Raw genomic sequence first — 12,360 nt, forward strand, 5'->3', positions numbered from 1 at the left:
ATCTTCTGGCCCTTCCTTGGCCATTCATTCATCTAGCCCTAGCTCGGCGGTGGCCGTCTCGCGCATCTTGAATTTCTGGATCTTGCCAGTCACGGTCATCGGGAATTCGTCGACAAACTTGATATAGCGCGGCACCTTGAAGTGGGCAATGCGCCCCTGACAGAACGCTTTCAGACCCTCAGCATCGAGTTGCTCGCCGTCCTTGAGCTTGACCCACGCCATCACTTCCTCGCCATAACGCTCATCGGGCACGCCGATCACCTGCACATCCGATACCGCTGGATGCGTATAGAGGAAGTCTTCTATTTCGCGTGGATAGATGTTCTCGCCTCCGCGAATGATCATGTCCTTGATGCGCCCGACAATCGTGACGTATCCGTCACTATCCAGCGTAGCGAGGTCGCCAGTGTGCATCCATCGGCCACTGTCGATGGCTTTGGCGGTCGACTCCGGATTGTTCCAGTAGCCCAGCATCACGCTGTAACCGCGCGTGCACAGCTCGCCTTTTTCACCACGCGATACCACACGGCCAGTGTCTGGATCGACGATCTTGATTTCCAGATGCGGGTGCAGTGTACCGACGGTGGAGACGCGTTTTTCGAGGGGGGCTTCGCGGGTGGTTTGCAAGCTCACGGGACTGGTTTCGGTCATGCCATAAGCGATGGTGACTTCACTCATGTGCATGCGCTCAATGACTTGGCGCATGACCTCGATAGGACAGATGGAACCCGCCATGGTGCCGGTGCGCAAGCTCGACAGATCAAACTCGCCAAAGCGTGGGTGCTCAAGCTCGGCAATGAACATGGTCGGCACGCCAAACATGGCGGTAGCGCCTTCCTCGCTGACTGCCTGTAGCGTCGCTAGCGGATCAAAACCCGCCTCGGGATAGATGATGGCAGCGCCGTGGGTCAGGCAGCCCAGATTGCCCATCACCATGCCAAAGCAGTGATAGAGCGGCACTGGCATCACCAGCTTGTCGTGCTCGCTGAGATTCATGCGCTCGGCGACGAAGAAGCCGTTGTTGAGGATGTTGTGATGCGAGAGCGTGGCGCCCTTGGGGGCACCAGTCGTACCGGAGGTGTACTGGATATTGATCGGGTCATCGAAGGTCAGGCTCCTTTGAATCTCAATCATCGCTTCATGCGTCACGTTGTCGGCACCACTCAATACATCCTGCCAATGCAGCATGCCGGGGAGTGCATCTCCCGGCTCGAAACAGATCAGGCGCTTGAGATCCGGTAGAGCAACATTGTGAATGCCATGACGCCCTTGCTGTTGAGATGATTCCGGGAATAGCTCCTCAAGAATCGCCACATAATCAGAGCCCTTGAAACGTGACTGGAAGAGCAACGTGGCCGCGCCGGATTGCTTGAGTGCATAGGCCAGTTCGTGGCCACGATAGCTAGGGTTGAGGTTGACCAGCACCACGCCGATCTTGGCGGTGGCGTACTGGATCAAGGTCCATTCGGCGCGATTGGGTGACCAGATGCCGACTCTGTCTCCGCGCGTGATGCCCATCGCCAGAAGTCCGCGTGCGACGCGCTCGACCTCCTGGTGTAGCTCAGTCCAGTTATAACGCAGGTTCTGATGACAACTGATGAGTGCGTCACGCTCCGGGTAGGTAGCGCAGATACGATCGAGGCAGTCGCCGATGGTTTCGCCCATCAGTGGCGTGTCGGAAGTGGCGCTAAGATAGCTGACATCGTGAGCGCTGAATGATGAAGGTGTGGCGGGATGGCGTGAGTCAATGGCGTCCTGTGGCATGGTGCAGTCCTGTGTCCTTGGTTGTTATTGGCGTGGCAAGGCTGTGCAGGGGGAGTCGCCGTTAGGCGGGGTGGTGAGGCTAAAACATGATAGGGCCGCTCTTCGGCGGCGCCATGTGCTACATCAAGTCTTGTTGATGCCTGTCTTCAAGCACTCTATTCAAGTGTGCTGTCTTCAATCATCCGTCTTCAAACGCGCGAGTGCTTCACGGGCACGGCTTTCTACATCGTCAAGCTCACGTTGCATGGTGGTGAGATCGTGCAGCTGGCGCTCGAGTCCTTCGCGTTTGTCGCTCAGAATGCCGAGCAAGCGCGTCAACTGCTTCTCTCCACCGCCATCGGCTGCATCGTAAAGATCGACTACTTCGCGAATCTCGGCCAGCGAAAAGCCTAGCCGCTTGCCGCGCAGGGTCAGCTTGAGGCGCACGCGGTCCTTGTCGCGATAGACACGTGTCTGGCCGCGACGCTCTGGATGCAGCAGGCCTTCCTGCTCATAGAAGCGGATGGTACGGGTGGTCACATCAAAGTGACGTGCCAGCTCACCGATGCTCCAGGTGCGCTGACTAGGGCGGATGCCACCGGAAGTCGTGCTGCTCAGCAGGCCATCTTCGTGGGCGGCAAGTGCTGCCTCTGCCGTCGGGTCCGGAGCGTTTGGCTCTGAAGAGGTATCCATCGGAGTATCCAGAAAAGTGTGTTGAGTCGTCGTGTTTGTCATGGGCGCTGCCGCTCCGTGTACGAGTTACGTAGTGAAATATTCCCATGACGCAGAGGCTGCCAGCGGCACCTAGCCGCTTTTTGCTATAGCCTAGCATTGTTTACGTTAACGTAAAGGGTAATAGTATTTGCATCCAACCAAGCAGATGCTAGGTTGAGTCAGGTCGCATCTTCTCACGCCCGTCTGTGTAATGAAGAGCGTCACGTAGCCGTCCTCCCTAACAACAACAGTCATAGGAATGCCACGCCATGTCTTCGTCTCTCTCTACTCCCACACCTTCTGCTGGTGGTGCACTCGAACTACTGTCGCGCTTGCGCGCTGTCGTGGCCGGCGAAAGCCAGCCGCTGGTACTGCCACAACTGATCAATGGGCAGTTTGTGGAAAGTACTGCTGATCAGCACATCAGCGTGACCAACCCGGCGACGAATACTGAAGTGGCACGGGTACCACTCACGCCGCTGAGTGAATTGGATGACGCACTAGAGCTCGCCGAGCAGGCCTTTCTGCGCTGGCGCAACACGCCGGTACCGACGCGTGCCCGTCTGATGCTCAGCTATCAGCACCTGCTCAAGCAGCATCACGATGAACTGGCCGAGATCATCTCCCACGAGCTGGGCAAGACATTTGATGATGCCAAGGGCGATGTCTGGCGTGGTATCGAGGTCGTCGAGCACGCCGCCAATATCCCGAGCCTGATAATGGGTGAGACGGTAGAAAACGTCGCCACCGGCATCGACAGCTACTCCGTGACCCAGTCGTTGGGTGTATGCCTGGGCATCACGCCGTTCAACTTCCCGGCCATGATACCGCTGTGGATGTTCCCGTTGTCGATCGCCTGCGGCAACGCCTTTGTCCTCAAGCCTTCTGAACAGGTACCGCTGACCACGCTGCGCCTGGCCGAACTGTTCATGGAAGCCGGTGCACCTGAAGGCATCCTGACGGTCGTGCAGGGTGGCCGTGATCAGGTCAATCATCTATTGGCTCACGAGATTCCACGGACGGTCAGCTTCGTTGGCTCGGTGCCGGTTGGTCAGCATATCTATCGCACCGCAACGGATAATCTCAAGCGTGCCCAGTGTTTCGCGGGTGCCAAGAATCACATGGTAATCATGCCGGATGCCCCGGCAGACCAGGTGGTGAATGCGTTGGTGGGAGCCAGTGTCGGTGCAGCAGGTCAGCGTTGCATGGCGATTTCCGTCGCGGTATTCGTCGGCGATTCCAAGGCACTGATCGAGCGCGTGCGCGATGCGCTGGCTGAAGTGCGTCCTGGTGGCTGGAATGACAAGGGGGCCAGCTACGGGCCGTTGATCTCGCCGCAGGCGCTGGAACGTGTGACGGGCTGGATTGGCCAGGGCGTCGAGGAAGGTGCCGAGCTGCTGCTGGATGGTCGTGGCATTACCGTCGAGGGATATCCCGATGGCAATTGGCTGGGGCCGTGCATGTTCTCCAAGGTGACGCCGGAGATGGTGCTGTATCGCGAGGAGATCTTCGGGCCGGTGCTGTGCTGCATGGAGGCAGCAGATCTGTCCGAGGCCATCGAGCTGATCAACAACAACCCCTACGGCAACGGCACCTCAATCTTCACTCGCTCTGGCGGGGCGGCACGCCGCTTCCAGAACGAGATCGCAGTGGGTCAGGTCGGGATCAACGTGCCGATTCCGGTGCCGCTGCCGTTCTTCTCCTTCACCGGCTGGCGCGGCAGCTTCTTCGGCGATCTGCATGCCTATGGCAAGCAGGCGGTGCGTTTCTATACCGAGACCAAGACGGTGACGGCACGTTGGTTCGATGACGAGCCCACGGACAGCAACCAGCCGAACTTCTCTATTCAGATGCGCTGAAGGCGCTTTTTACCCAGCCCGCTGATGGCTCTTTTTGTCAGCCTGCTGATGGCACCTGAAGGTGCTGATGGCCCTTCAGGTGCGCCAAGCCTAGCGACTGATCGCTGATGACCAAGGACAACAGGAGGCACCTGCATGAACTTTTCGCTGACCGATGACCAGCGTGCCCTGCAGGAGGGGGCGCGCGCCTTCGCCGATGCTGAGCTGGCGCCTTTTGCTGCAGAGTGGGACGCCACCTCTCACTTTCCCATCGAGACGCTCAGCAAGGCCGGTGAGGCCGGCTTCATGGGGCTTTATGTCGCCGAAGAGCATGGTGGGCTGGGCCTGCCGCGCTTGGATAGCTCCATCATTCTCGAGCAGCTGGCCACCGGCTGCATTTCCACTACGGCCTATATCACCATCCACAACATGGTGGGATGGATGATTTCAAGCTTTGCCAGTGATGCGTGCCGTGAGCAGTGGGTGCCGGCGATGGTCAGTGGCGAAAAGCTGGGCTCCTACTGTTTGACGGAGCCGGGCAGCGGCAGTGATGCCGCCAGTCTACGCACCCGCGCTGAGCGTGAAGGCGATGACTACTACCTGACCGGGTCCAAGATGTTCATCTCCGGTGCCGGTGCCACTGACGTGCTGGTAGTGATGGCACGCACTGGTTCACCAGACAGCGGCGCGAGCGGTATTTCTGCCTTCGTGGTACCCGCGGATGCAGACGGCATCAGCTACGGTAAGAAAGAAGAGAAGATGGGGTGGAATAGCCAGCCCACTCGCTTGGTGAATTTCGATCGTGTGCGCGTCTCGGCAGACCATCGACTGGGTGAAGAAGGCGAGGGTTTCCGCTTCGCCATGAAGGCGCTGGATGGTGGCCGCATCAACATCGCTACCTGCTCGCTGGGTGCAGCACAGAAAGCGTTGGAGTTGTCGCGTGATTATCTCGGTGAGCGCAAGCAGTTCGGGCGTGAGTTGGGTCAATTTCAGGCACTGCAGTTCAAGTTGGCCGACATGGCGACCGAGCTGACGGCGGCGCGCACGCTGGTGCGATTGGCGGCTTTCAAGCTCGATGAAGGGGATGCCGAGGCCAGTGCCCACTGTGCGATGGCCAAACGCTTCGCCACTGACATGGGCTTCGAAGTCTGCAATCAGGCGCTGCAGTTGCATGGCGGCTACGGTTATATCCGCGAGTATCCGCTGGAGCGGCTGGTACGCGACACACGCGTGCACCAGATTCTGGAAGGCACCAACGAGATCATGCGTTTGATCATTGCGCGTCGTTTGATGACGCCAGGCATGATTGAGTCGCTGGTCTGAGTGGCTGATCCAGGCCTCCCATCCCCTACGGTTAACTTGTCGCAATTTTTTCAGAGGATTACGCGATGTCATCCAGTCAAGCACAGGACAGTCAGGCACGAAACAAGTGTCTCGTTCTTGAGAAAGACCGTCATATCGCACGGATCACCATCAACAATCCGCCGGCCAATACCTGGACGGAAGCCTCGTTGATCGAGCTGGAGCAGTTACTCGATGAACTCGAACGCGATGGCAGTTTGAGTGCGGTAGTGATCACCGGCGAAGGCGACAAGTTCTTCTCCGCCGGTGCCGACCTCAAGACCTTCGCCGATGGAGACAAGGGCGTGGCCTCAACCATGGCGCGCCGTTTCGGGCTGGCTTTTGAGCGACTGGCCAACTTCCCGGGTGTCACGATTGCTGCCGTCAACGGCTATGCCATGGGCGGTGGACTGGAATGTGCGCTGGCGTGTGATATTCGCATTGTTGAGCGTCAAGCCAGGTTGGCACTGCCGGAGGCCAAGGTCGGTTTGCTGCCGTGTGCAGGGGGAACTCAGCATCTGCCGTGGCTGGTGGGTGAAGGCTGGGCCAAGCGCATGATTCTGTGCGGTGAGCAGGTGGATGGCGAGACGGCGGGTCGTATCGGGTTGGCAGAAGAAGTGGTCGAGAAAGGCCAGAGTCTTGAACGCGCGTTGGCGATCGCCGAAAGCGTGGCCAACCAGAGCCCGAGCGCCGTGGCGCGCTGCAAGGCGCTGATAATGTCGTCACGTCATCGTGGCATGAGTGACGGCCTGCGCATGGAGCGTGAGCTGTTTGTCGAGCTGTTTGATGATCCCAATCAGAAGGAAGGCGTCAGTGCTTTCCTCGAGAAACGTGCGCCTCAGTGGGTGACAAGCGGCGAGGGTCAAGGGAGAGAGCAGTCATGAGTCATATCGAAGGGGTCAGCAGTACATCGGTGGCCGCTACCGAAGCATCGGTTGTTTTCGAGACGCGTCGTGCACGCGATGGTAAACAGCTGGCGATTATTCGTCTCAATGCGCCGCGTGCACTGAATGCGCTGTCGCTTGAGATGATTGAACGTATTGAGCTCAGCTGGATGCATGGGAGCTCGATAGCAGCATCGCCATGTTATGGCTGGAAGGTGCCGGCGAACGGGCACTCTGTGCTGGCGGCGATATCGTGGCACTTTATCAGGCCATGACGACAGCGCCTGCGGGTGAAGGGAGTGATGCTGAAGCGCTCGAAGACTTCTTTGCCACTCGTTACTTCACGGCGGAATATCGACTGGACCACCGCTTGCACACCTTTCCCAAGCCGCTGCTGGTCTGGGGGGGCGGTATCGTGATGGGCGGCGGCATGGGCCTGTTCACAGGGGGCAGCGAACGCGTCGTCACCGAGACATCACGCTTGGCGATGCCGGAAGTCAGCATCGGACTCTATCCGGATGTAGGTGCCAGCTGGTTGCTCAATCGTTTGCCGCGTGGGCTGGGTGAGTATCTTGGTGTGACGGGGGCGCAGTTGAATGCACGTGATGCATTGGATCTTGGCATTGCGACGCGACTGATTCCCGATGGCGAGCGTGAGGCGCTCAAACAGGCGTTGTGCGATGGCGAGTTTGGTCGGCACCCGATGCGCCATCTTGGCCGAGTGCTGAGCGCGTTCGAGCATCGCGAGCTCGCGCCCCCTGGGCAAGTCGCACCGTTGTTTGATCACCTGCAGCAATTGGTCGCGGGTCAAGAAGTGCAACAATCCTGTCAGCAGATTCTCGATGATCCGCAAGCACGCAAGGACTGCAATGCCTGGCTACATGCTAATCGTGAACGACTCGCCTCAGGTTGTCCCAGCTCGCCGCATCTGGTGTTCCGCATGTTGTCGCGTCATCGCCATTCTTCACTGGCCGAAGCCTTCCGTGATGAATTGACGCTTTCCGTGCGCTGTTGTCTGGGAACTGAGCTTGCTGAAGGCGTACGCGCGTTATTGATCGATAAGGATAAACAGCCGCAGTGGGCCTATCGCGGAATCGCTGAGGTATCGGAGGAATATATCGATGGCTTCTTCGCCCCATTGTGGGAAGAGGACGAGCATCCGCTAGCGGATCTGTAAGCACTGTCGGGCGCAGTGTCTTTGAGGTGACGCTCTTTTTACGTGTCGATTATCAATATTCATCATGATAGAAATTTCTATTATAAGAATAAGGAGTAACGCCATGACGTCCATCGGATTCATCGGGCTTGGCAACATGGGGGGGCCGATGGCCCTCAATCTGGTCAAGGCCGGCCATCCCGTGAAGGTGTTTGATCTGGTCGAGTCGGCCATGACGGTACTGACCGAGGCAGGTGCCAAGCGCGCTGCTTCTCCTCGTGAAGCCTGTGAAGACATTGAGGTGCTGATCAGCATGCTGCCTGCAGGGCAGCATGTGCGCAGACTCTATCTGGGTGACAAGGAAGATGGTGAGGGCGGCTTGCTGGCAGCGCTCGATAGTTCTGTGCTGGTCATCGATGCCTCGACCATCGCGCCTGATGACGTGCGTCTGGTGGCCGGTCACGCTGCTGAGCGCGGTATTGATTTCATGGATGCGCCGGTCTCTGGTGGTGTTGGGGGAGCACGCGCTGGCACCTTGAGTTTCATCGTCGGCGGTGACGCTGATGCTTACGCACGTGCCTTGCCACTGCTTGAGGTAATGGGCAAGAACCTGTTCCACGCTGGGCCTGCCGGTAGTGGTCAGGTGGCCAAGATCTGCAACAACATGCTGTTGGGTATCTTGATGAGTGGCACGGCAGAGGCACTGGCGCTTGGCGTCAAGAACGGCCTTGATCCCGCCGTGCTGTCAGAAGTCATGAAACAGTCTTCCGGTGGTAACTGGGCGCTGAATGTCTATAACCCGTGGCCGGGTGTGATGGAGGCTGCGCCGGCATCCAATGACTATCAAGGCGGCTTCCTGGTGGACCTGATGGCCAAGGATCTGGGGCTGGCCTGGGAAATGGCACTGGGATCAAAGTCGGCGGTGCCGATGGGGGCTCAGGCGCGTAACCTGTTCGTGCAGCATGCGGCGCAGGGGGCCGGGCGACTGGACTTCTCAAGCATTCAGCGCTTTTACCGTGTGGGCGAAGCCGATGTGTAGGGTGTGATTGGCAAGAGGTGCTGAGCTATTGGTTCAGGGTGTGCAGATCAGTATGTGCAGACCAATAATGGCGGCTACTAGTCGGTAGATGGTAGTCATGATCAGTAGTCAATAGCCGTCGCCACAGCAGCAAGAGGAGTGAACATGATTCGACCGGTGAGTGAGCTAGTGGCCTCGGCTAATGCCGAGGTGGAGACTCTGTCGGCCAGCGAGCTACACGTCGCATTACAAGAGGCTCGCAGTGGTGGTACGCCGCTAACATTGGTGGATATTCGTGATGTGCGCGAGTTGGAGCGTGAGGGACGTGTCCCTGAGGCAATTCATGCTCCGCGTGGGATGCTCGAGTTTTGGGTTGACCCTGCCTCGCCCTATCACCGCGCTGAGTTTGCTCGCGAAGGTCGCTATGTCCTCTTCTGCGCTGGCGGGCTGCGCTCGGCGCTAGCGACCAAAGCGCTACAGGACATGGGCTTTGGGCCGGTCGCGCATCTTGACGGTGGTTTTGCTGCCTGGCGTGAAGCAGGGGGAGAGGTCGTATCACCCTTCATGCAGGGTAACTAGCCGAGCGCTGAAAAGTGAGTAAGTACTGCTACTTTTCAGGCGGGAACTGCTCTTGGCAGAGTGATGTCTTACACTACGTGGCCCCGCAGGCATCTTGTCTGGCGGGGCCGTTTTCTGTCCGGAGCCTGCATGTCTGACCCTGCCACACCCACTTCTTCATCTTCTACTGGTGCCATCCCTGTATCGCGTGGTCGGCGCGATCTGATACGTGACCCAATCGCGACAACGCTAGCGCGTATGACAGGGCCGGTCATCGGCGGCATCGTGACCATGATGTTATTCAATCTGGTCGATGCCTGGTTTATCGCCCAGCTGGGCACGGCGCAGCTAGCGGCAGTGACCTTTACCTTCCCTGTCACCTTCGCGGTGATCAGCATTGCCATCGGTCTGTCCATCGGGACGACGGCAGTTGTTGGGCGTAGGTTAGGCCGTGGAGAAATCGAGACCGTACGTGCGCGCGCCACTGATGCCGGTTTGCTCGGATTATTGCTGGGGGTGGGACTAGCCGCGGGAGGGCTTGCGAGCATTGCACCCTTGTTCCGGTTATTGGGGGCAGATGATGCTCTGATGCCTCACATTCAGGACTATATGCAGGTCTGGTACTTCGGTGCGCCCTTCGTGCTGCTGCCCCGTGTTCTGGGCAGCGTGTTGCGGGCTGAGGGTAATACGCTGGTGCCGTCCTTGGTGATGGCGGCGGCGGGGCTGCTTAATGCCGCGTTGGACCCACTGTTGATCTTTGGTGTCGGAGGTTGGCAAGGCATGGGCGTGGCGGGCGCGGCGCTAGCGACAGTGGTGTCATGGCTGGCGATGACACTGGGTTTGTTGGCGTTGCCGATGTTGCGCGCCCGCTTGGATATTCGGCAGATAAGTCTCACGCGCATGATGGCTTCCTGCCGCGAGGTGGGCGCGATAGGCTTGCCTGCTGCTATGACCAGTGTGATGACACCGATCGCCACGGCGCTGGTGACGCGTATCGTCAGCCAGCATGGTCATGCCGCCGTTGCCGCGTTTGGTATTGGCTCGCGCATCGAGTCGCTGGCCTTGATTCTGGTGCTGGCATTATCGATGACGTTGTCACCCTTCATCAGCCAGAACGACGGCGCGGGTCAGCAGGCACGTGTATGGCGAGCCATTCATGGTGTGCTTGGCTTCATTCTCGTCTGGCAGCTGGCGGTGTGGCTGGGTCTGGGATTGAGTGGGGGATGGATAGCGGCGCGCTTTGCGGAGACTGAGGAGGTGGCCAGGCTAGTCAGTACCTATTTGTGGCTGATTCCGGCAGCGCTGGGAGCGCAAGGTGTGATTATCCTCACTAACTCCAGTCTCAATGCGTTGCATAAACCTCGCGCGCCATGACGTTATCGTTGATCCGACTGTTTGCGTTGCTGGTGCCGTTGGCCTGGCTGGGCGGAGAGATTTTTGGCGTGGTCGGTATCTTCGTCGGGGTAGCGGCAAGTTACCTGCTGATGGCTGGAATCAGTTATCTGGCGCTGCGTACGGTGCTCAAACGACGTCGCCGAGCCTGAGCTGTTTCGTGGGTGGGTACTGGCCTATCAATGAAAAAGCCGCCGTAGCCTTTTAAGGCTGCGGCGGCTTTTTATCTCGGGAGTGACAGTGTTGATCAGGCGTCTTCGTACTTGCACAGATAAGCCGACTCGACGGTGGTACGTACTTCAAAGCTCTGACCTGCTTCGACGATGAAGCTTTCACCGGGCGCCAGCTGATACCACTCTTCCGCGCCCGGCAGCAGCACCTGCATGTCACCGCTGGTCAGTGTCATGTACTCGCGTTGGCTGGTGGAGAACACGAACTCACCGATGCCCATGACACCAACGGTGGCGGGGAGGTCGGCGGTCTGAAAGGCAATGGAGGCTACCTGGCCATCGAAGTAGTGATTGGTCTGGAACATAGTGATGCTTCCTGCATGAGAGTGATGTGTCGTGGGTGTTATTACGTATGTGGGTATTGTGCGTGCTGTTGAAAGGCCAATGACTAACGACGACTGACAACGAGCGGCTTAGCGCGGTGAAAAGCGGCGTGCCAGGCCGGTCTCGGCAATCATGCGTGTCGAGATTTCTTCAATGGAAAAGCGCGTGGTGTCGATGAACGGGACCTTGGAGCGCCGGAACAGCGCCTCGGTCTGTTCGACTTCCTGCAGACACTGATCAATGGAGCAGTAGCGGCTGTTGGGGCGGCGCTCGGTACGGATGGCGGCCAGTCGGCGCGGGTCGATGGTCAGCCCGAAAAGCTTGTGGCGATACTGAGCCAATGAGGCGGGCATCTTGAGTGAGCCGGACTCATCGAGATCATCTTCGGTCAGCGGGTAGTTGGCAGCACGAATGCCGAACTGTAGTGCCAGATATAACGAAGTCGGTGTCTTGCCGCAGCGCGAGACACCCACCAGGATAACGTCCGCCTTGTCGTATTGATGAGTACGCGCGCCGTCATCGTTGTCGAGTGCAAAGTGCACTGAGTCGATGCGGTTCATGTACACATCGTCTTGCCCGATGGAGTGAGTCTTGCCGACGCTATAAGAAGAGTGGGTATCCAGTTCTTCTTCCAGTGGCTTCAGGAAGGTGGAGAAGATATCGACCTTGAAACCGGAGGATCCCGAGATGATGTCACGGACATCATCATCGACGATGGTATCAATGATGATTGGGCGCTCGCCGTCGTTGGCGTGAGCGCTTTCAATGGCTTTGACCAGTGCCGTTGCCTTCTCGGTAGAGTCGATATAGGGCTTGGTCACCATACGGATATCGGTGTTCTCGAACTGGGCCAGCAGACTGCGTCCCAGTGTCTCGGCAGTGATGCCGGTGCCATCGGAAATGAAGAAGGCGGTTCGGGTCATGAGAGGCACTCGTGAAAGGCGAAGAGGGTGCTGGGCGGCGCAAGCTGTCCCTGGATGAAGACTCAAGTGTCGGTGTTCACTGTCTACCTTGCAATATCCTGCTGGTCTAGAGGGTTGCCAGAGAAGAAATCAATCTTTCCAACAAGAGGGTGTCAGTAGGTGAAACTACATTCCTGTAGCGGGGAATTATCGACTATCGGTATTTTCGCCGACGTTGGCGACATTACGCACGTGTCAGT

The 12,360-nt window shown here is 58.2% G+C and carries 13 protein-coding genes; 9 read left to right on the forward strand and 4 right to left on the reverse strand.

From position 1 onward, the window contains the following. Positions 1–24: 24 nt before the first annotated feature. Both BF12_RS0108370 and BF12_RS19310 read right to left on the reverse strand, forming a co-directional pair. On the reverse strand, positions 25–1,764 hold the full coding sequence (locus BF12_RS0108370; protein ID WP_024951884.1) for an AMP-binding protein: 1,740 nt from the start codon (positions 1,762–1,764) through the stop codon (positions 25–27). 174 nt (positions 1,765–1,938) lie between these two features. Then, positions 1,939–2,436: a MerR family transcriptional regulator gene (locus BF12_RS19310; RefSeq protein ID WP_024951885.1), complete on the reverse strand. Its 498-nt coding sequence runs from the start codon at positions 2,434–2,436 to the stop codon at positions 1,939–1,941. Between the two features lie 290 nt (positions 2,437–2,726). Between BF12_RS19310 and BF12_RS0108380 the strand changes: the two genes are divergently transcribed. The 9 genes from BF12_RS0108380 to BF12_RS21975 all read left to right on the forward strand — a co-directional run bounded on the left by BF12_RS0108380 (position 2,727) and on the right by BF12_RS21975 (position 10,796). Further along, a complete protein-coding gene (locus tag BF12_RS0108380; protein ID WP_024951886.1) occupies positions 2,727–4,316 on the forward strand; it encodes a CoA-acylating methylmalonate-semialdehyde dehydrogenase in 1,590 nt (529 codons plus the stop codon). A gap of 135 nt (positions 4,317–4,451) precedes the next feature. Continuing rightward, positions 4,452–5,618 carry an acyl-CoA dehydrogenase family protein gene (locus BF12_RS0108385; protein ID WP_024951887.1) on the forward strand — a complete coding sequence of 389 codons (1,167 nt, stop codon included), beginning with the start codon at positions 4,452–4,454 and terminating at the stop codon, positions 5,616–5,618. Between the two features lie 65 nt (positions 5,619–5,683). Then, complete coding sequence (locus BF12_RS0108390) at positions 5,684–6,520, forward strand: enoyl-CoA hydratase (protein WP_024951888.1); 837 nt, start codon at positions 5,684–5,686, stop codon at positions 6,518–6,520. Then, positions 6,517–6,795, forward strand: a complete 279-nt coding sequence (locus BF12_RS23380; RefSeq protein WP_345917377.1) for a hypothetical protein — start codon at positions 6,517–6,519, stop codon at positions 6,793–6,795. Before BF12_RS0108390 ends, BF12_RS23380 begins: the two co-directional genes overlap by 4 nt. Beyond that, positions 6,720–7,697 (forward strand): enoyl-CoA hydratase/isomerase family protein, encoded by a 978-nt coding sequence (locus tag BF12_RS19315; protein WP_345917378.1) that lies wholly within the window; start codon positions 6,720–6,722, stop codon positions 7,695–7,697. Before BF12_RS23380 ends, BF12_RS19315 begins: the two co-directional genes overlap by 76 nt. A 103-nt stretch (positions 7,698–7,800) precedes the next feature. Then, positions 7,801–8,715 carry a 3-hydroxyisobutyrate dehydrogenase gene (gene mmsB, locus BF12_RS0108400; protein WP_024951889.1) on the forward strand — a complete coding sequence of 305 codons (915 nt, stop codon included), beginning with the start codon at positions 7,801–7,803 and terminating at the stop codon, positions 8,713–8,715. A 144-nt stretch (positions 8,716–8,859) separates the two neighbouring features. Further along, positions 8,860–9,273 (forward strand): rhodanese-like domain-containing protein, encoded by a 414-nt coding sequence (locus BF12_RS0108405; protein WP_024951890.1) that lies wholly within the window; start codon positions 8,860–8,862, stop codon positions 9,271–9,273. 129 nt (positions 9,274–9,402) lie between these two features. Next, a complete protein-coding gene (locus tag BF12_RS19320; protein WP_169734516.1) occupies positions 9,403–10,626 on the forward strand; it encodes an MATE family efflux transporter in 1,224 nt (407 codons plus the stop codon). Next, the gene (locus tag BF12_RS21975; RefSeq protein WP_156941148.1) at positions 10,623–10,796 is read left to right on the forward strand and encodes a hypothetical protein; all 174 of its coding nucleotides are present in this window, start codon (positions 10,623–10,625) and stop codon (positions 10,794–10,796) included. Before BF12_RS19320 ends, BF12_RS21975 begins: the two co-directional genes overlap by 4 nt. Before the next feature lie 95 nt (positions 10,797–10,891). Here BF12_RS21975 and ppnP read toward each other — a convergent pair whose 3' ends face one another. Both ppnP and ppsR read right to left on the reverse strand, forming a co-directional pair. Next, positions 10,892–11,179, reverse strand: coding sequence for a pyrimidine/purine nucleoside phosphorylase (gene ppnP / locus BF12_RS0108415; protein ID WP_024951891.1), 288 nt, complete (start codon positions 11,177–11,179; stop codon positions 10,892–10,894). Between the two features lie 108 nt (positions 11,180–11,287). Continuing rightward, entirely contained in the window at positions 11,288–12,121 is an 834-nt protein-coding gene (gene ppsR, locus BF12_RS0108420; RefSeq protein WP_024951892.1) for a posphoenolpyruvate synthetase regulatory kinase/phosphorylase PpsR, read from the reverse strand. Between the last annotated feature and the right edge of the window lie 239 nt (positions 12,122–12,360).

The organism is Cobetia crustatorum (assembly GCF_000591415.1).
GTDB classification, from domain to species: Bacteria; Pseudomonadota; Gammaproteobacteria; order Pseudomonadales; family Halomonadaceae; genus Cobetia; species Cobetia crustatorum.

What these genes read in the sequence shown, in the direction of transcription:
- BF12_RS0108370 (WP_024951884.1), bottom strand. Translation starts at nt 1,764, where the DNA reads ATGCCACAGGACGCCATTGACTCACGCCATCCCGCCACACCTTCATCA.
- BF12_RS19310 (WP_024951885.1), bottom strand. Translation starts at nt 2,436, where the DNA reads ATGGATACCTCTTCAGAGCCAAACGCTCCGGACCCGACGGCAGAGGCA.
- BF12_RS0108380 (WP_024951886.1), top strand. Translation starts at nt 2,727, where the DNA reads ATGTCTTCGTCTCTCTCTACTCCCACACCTTCTGCTGGTGGTGCACTC.
- BF12_RS0108385 (WP_024951887.1), top strand. Translation starts at nt 4,452, where the DNA reads ATGAACTTTTCGCTGACCGATGACCAGCGTGCCCTGCAGGAGGGGGCG.
- BF12_RS0108390 (WP_024951888.1), top strand. Translation starts at nt 5,684, where the DNA reads ATGTCATCCAGTCAAGCACAGGACAGTCAGGCACGAAACAAGTGTCTC.
- BF12_RS23380 (WP_345917377.1), top strand. Translation starts at nt 6,517, where the DNA reads ATGAGTCATATCGAAGGGGTCAGCAGTACATCGGTGGCCGCTACCGAA.
- BF12_RS19315 (WP_345917378.1), top strand. Translation starts at nt 6,720, where the DNA reads ATGTTATGGCTGGAAGGTGCCGGCGAACGGGCACTCTGTGCTGGCGGC.
- mmsB (WP_024951889.1), top strand. Translation starts at nt 7,801, where the DNA reads ATGACGTCCATCGGATTCATCGGGCTTGGCAACATGGGGGGGCCGATG.
- BF12_RS0108405 (WP_024951890.1), top strand. Translation starts at nt 8,860, where the DNA reads ATGATTCGACCGGTGAGTGAGCTAGTGGCCTCGGCTAATGCCGAGGTG.
- BF12_RS19320 (WP_169734516.1), top strand. Translation starts at nt 9,403, where the DNA reads ATGTCTGACCCTGCCACACCCACTTCTTCATCTTCTACTGGTGCCATC.
- BF12_RS21975 (WP_156941148.1), top strand. Translation starts at nt 10,623, where the DNA reads ATGACGTTATCGTTGATCCGACTGTTTGCGTTGCTGGTGCCGTTGGCC.
- ppnP (WP_024951891.1), bottom strand. Translation starts at nt 11,179, where the DNA reads ATGTTCCAGACCAATCACTACTTCGATGGCCAGGTAGCCTCCATTGCC.
- ppsR (WP_024951892.1), bottom strand. Translation starts at nt 12,121, where the DNA reads ATGACCCGAACCGCCTTCTTCATTTCCGATGGCACCGGCATCACTGCC.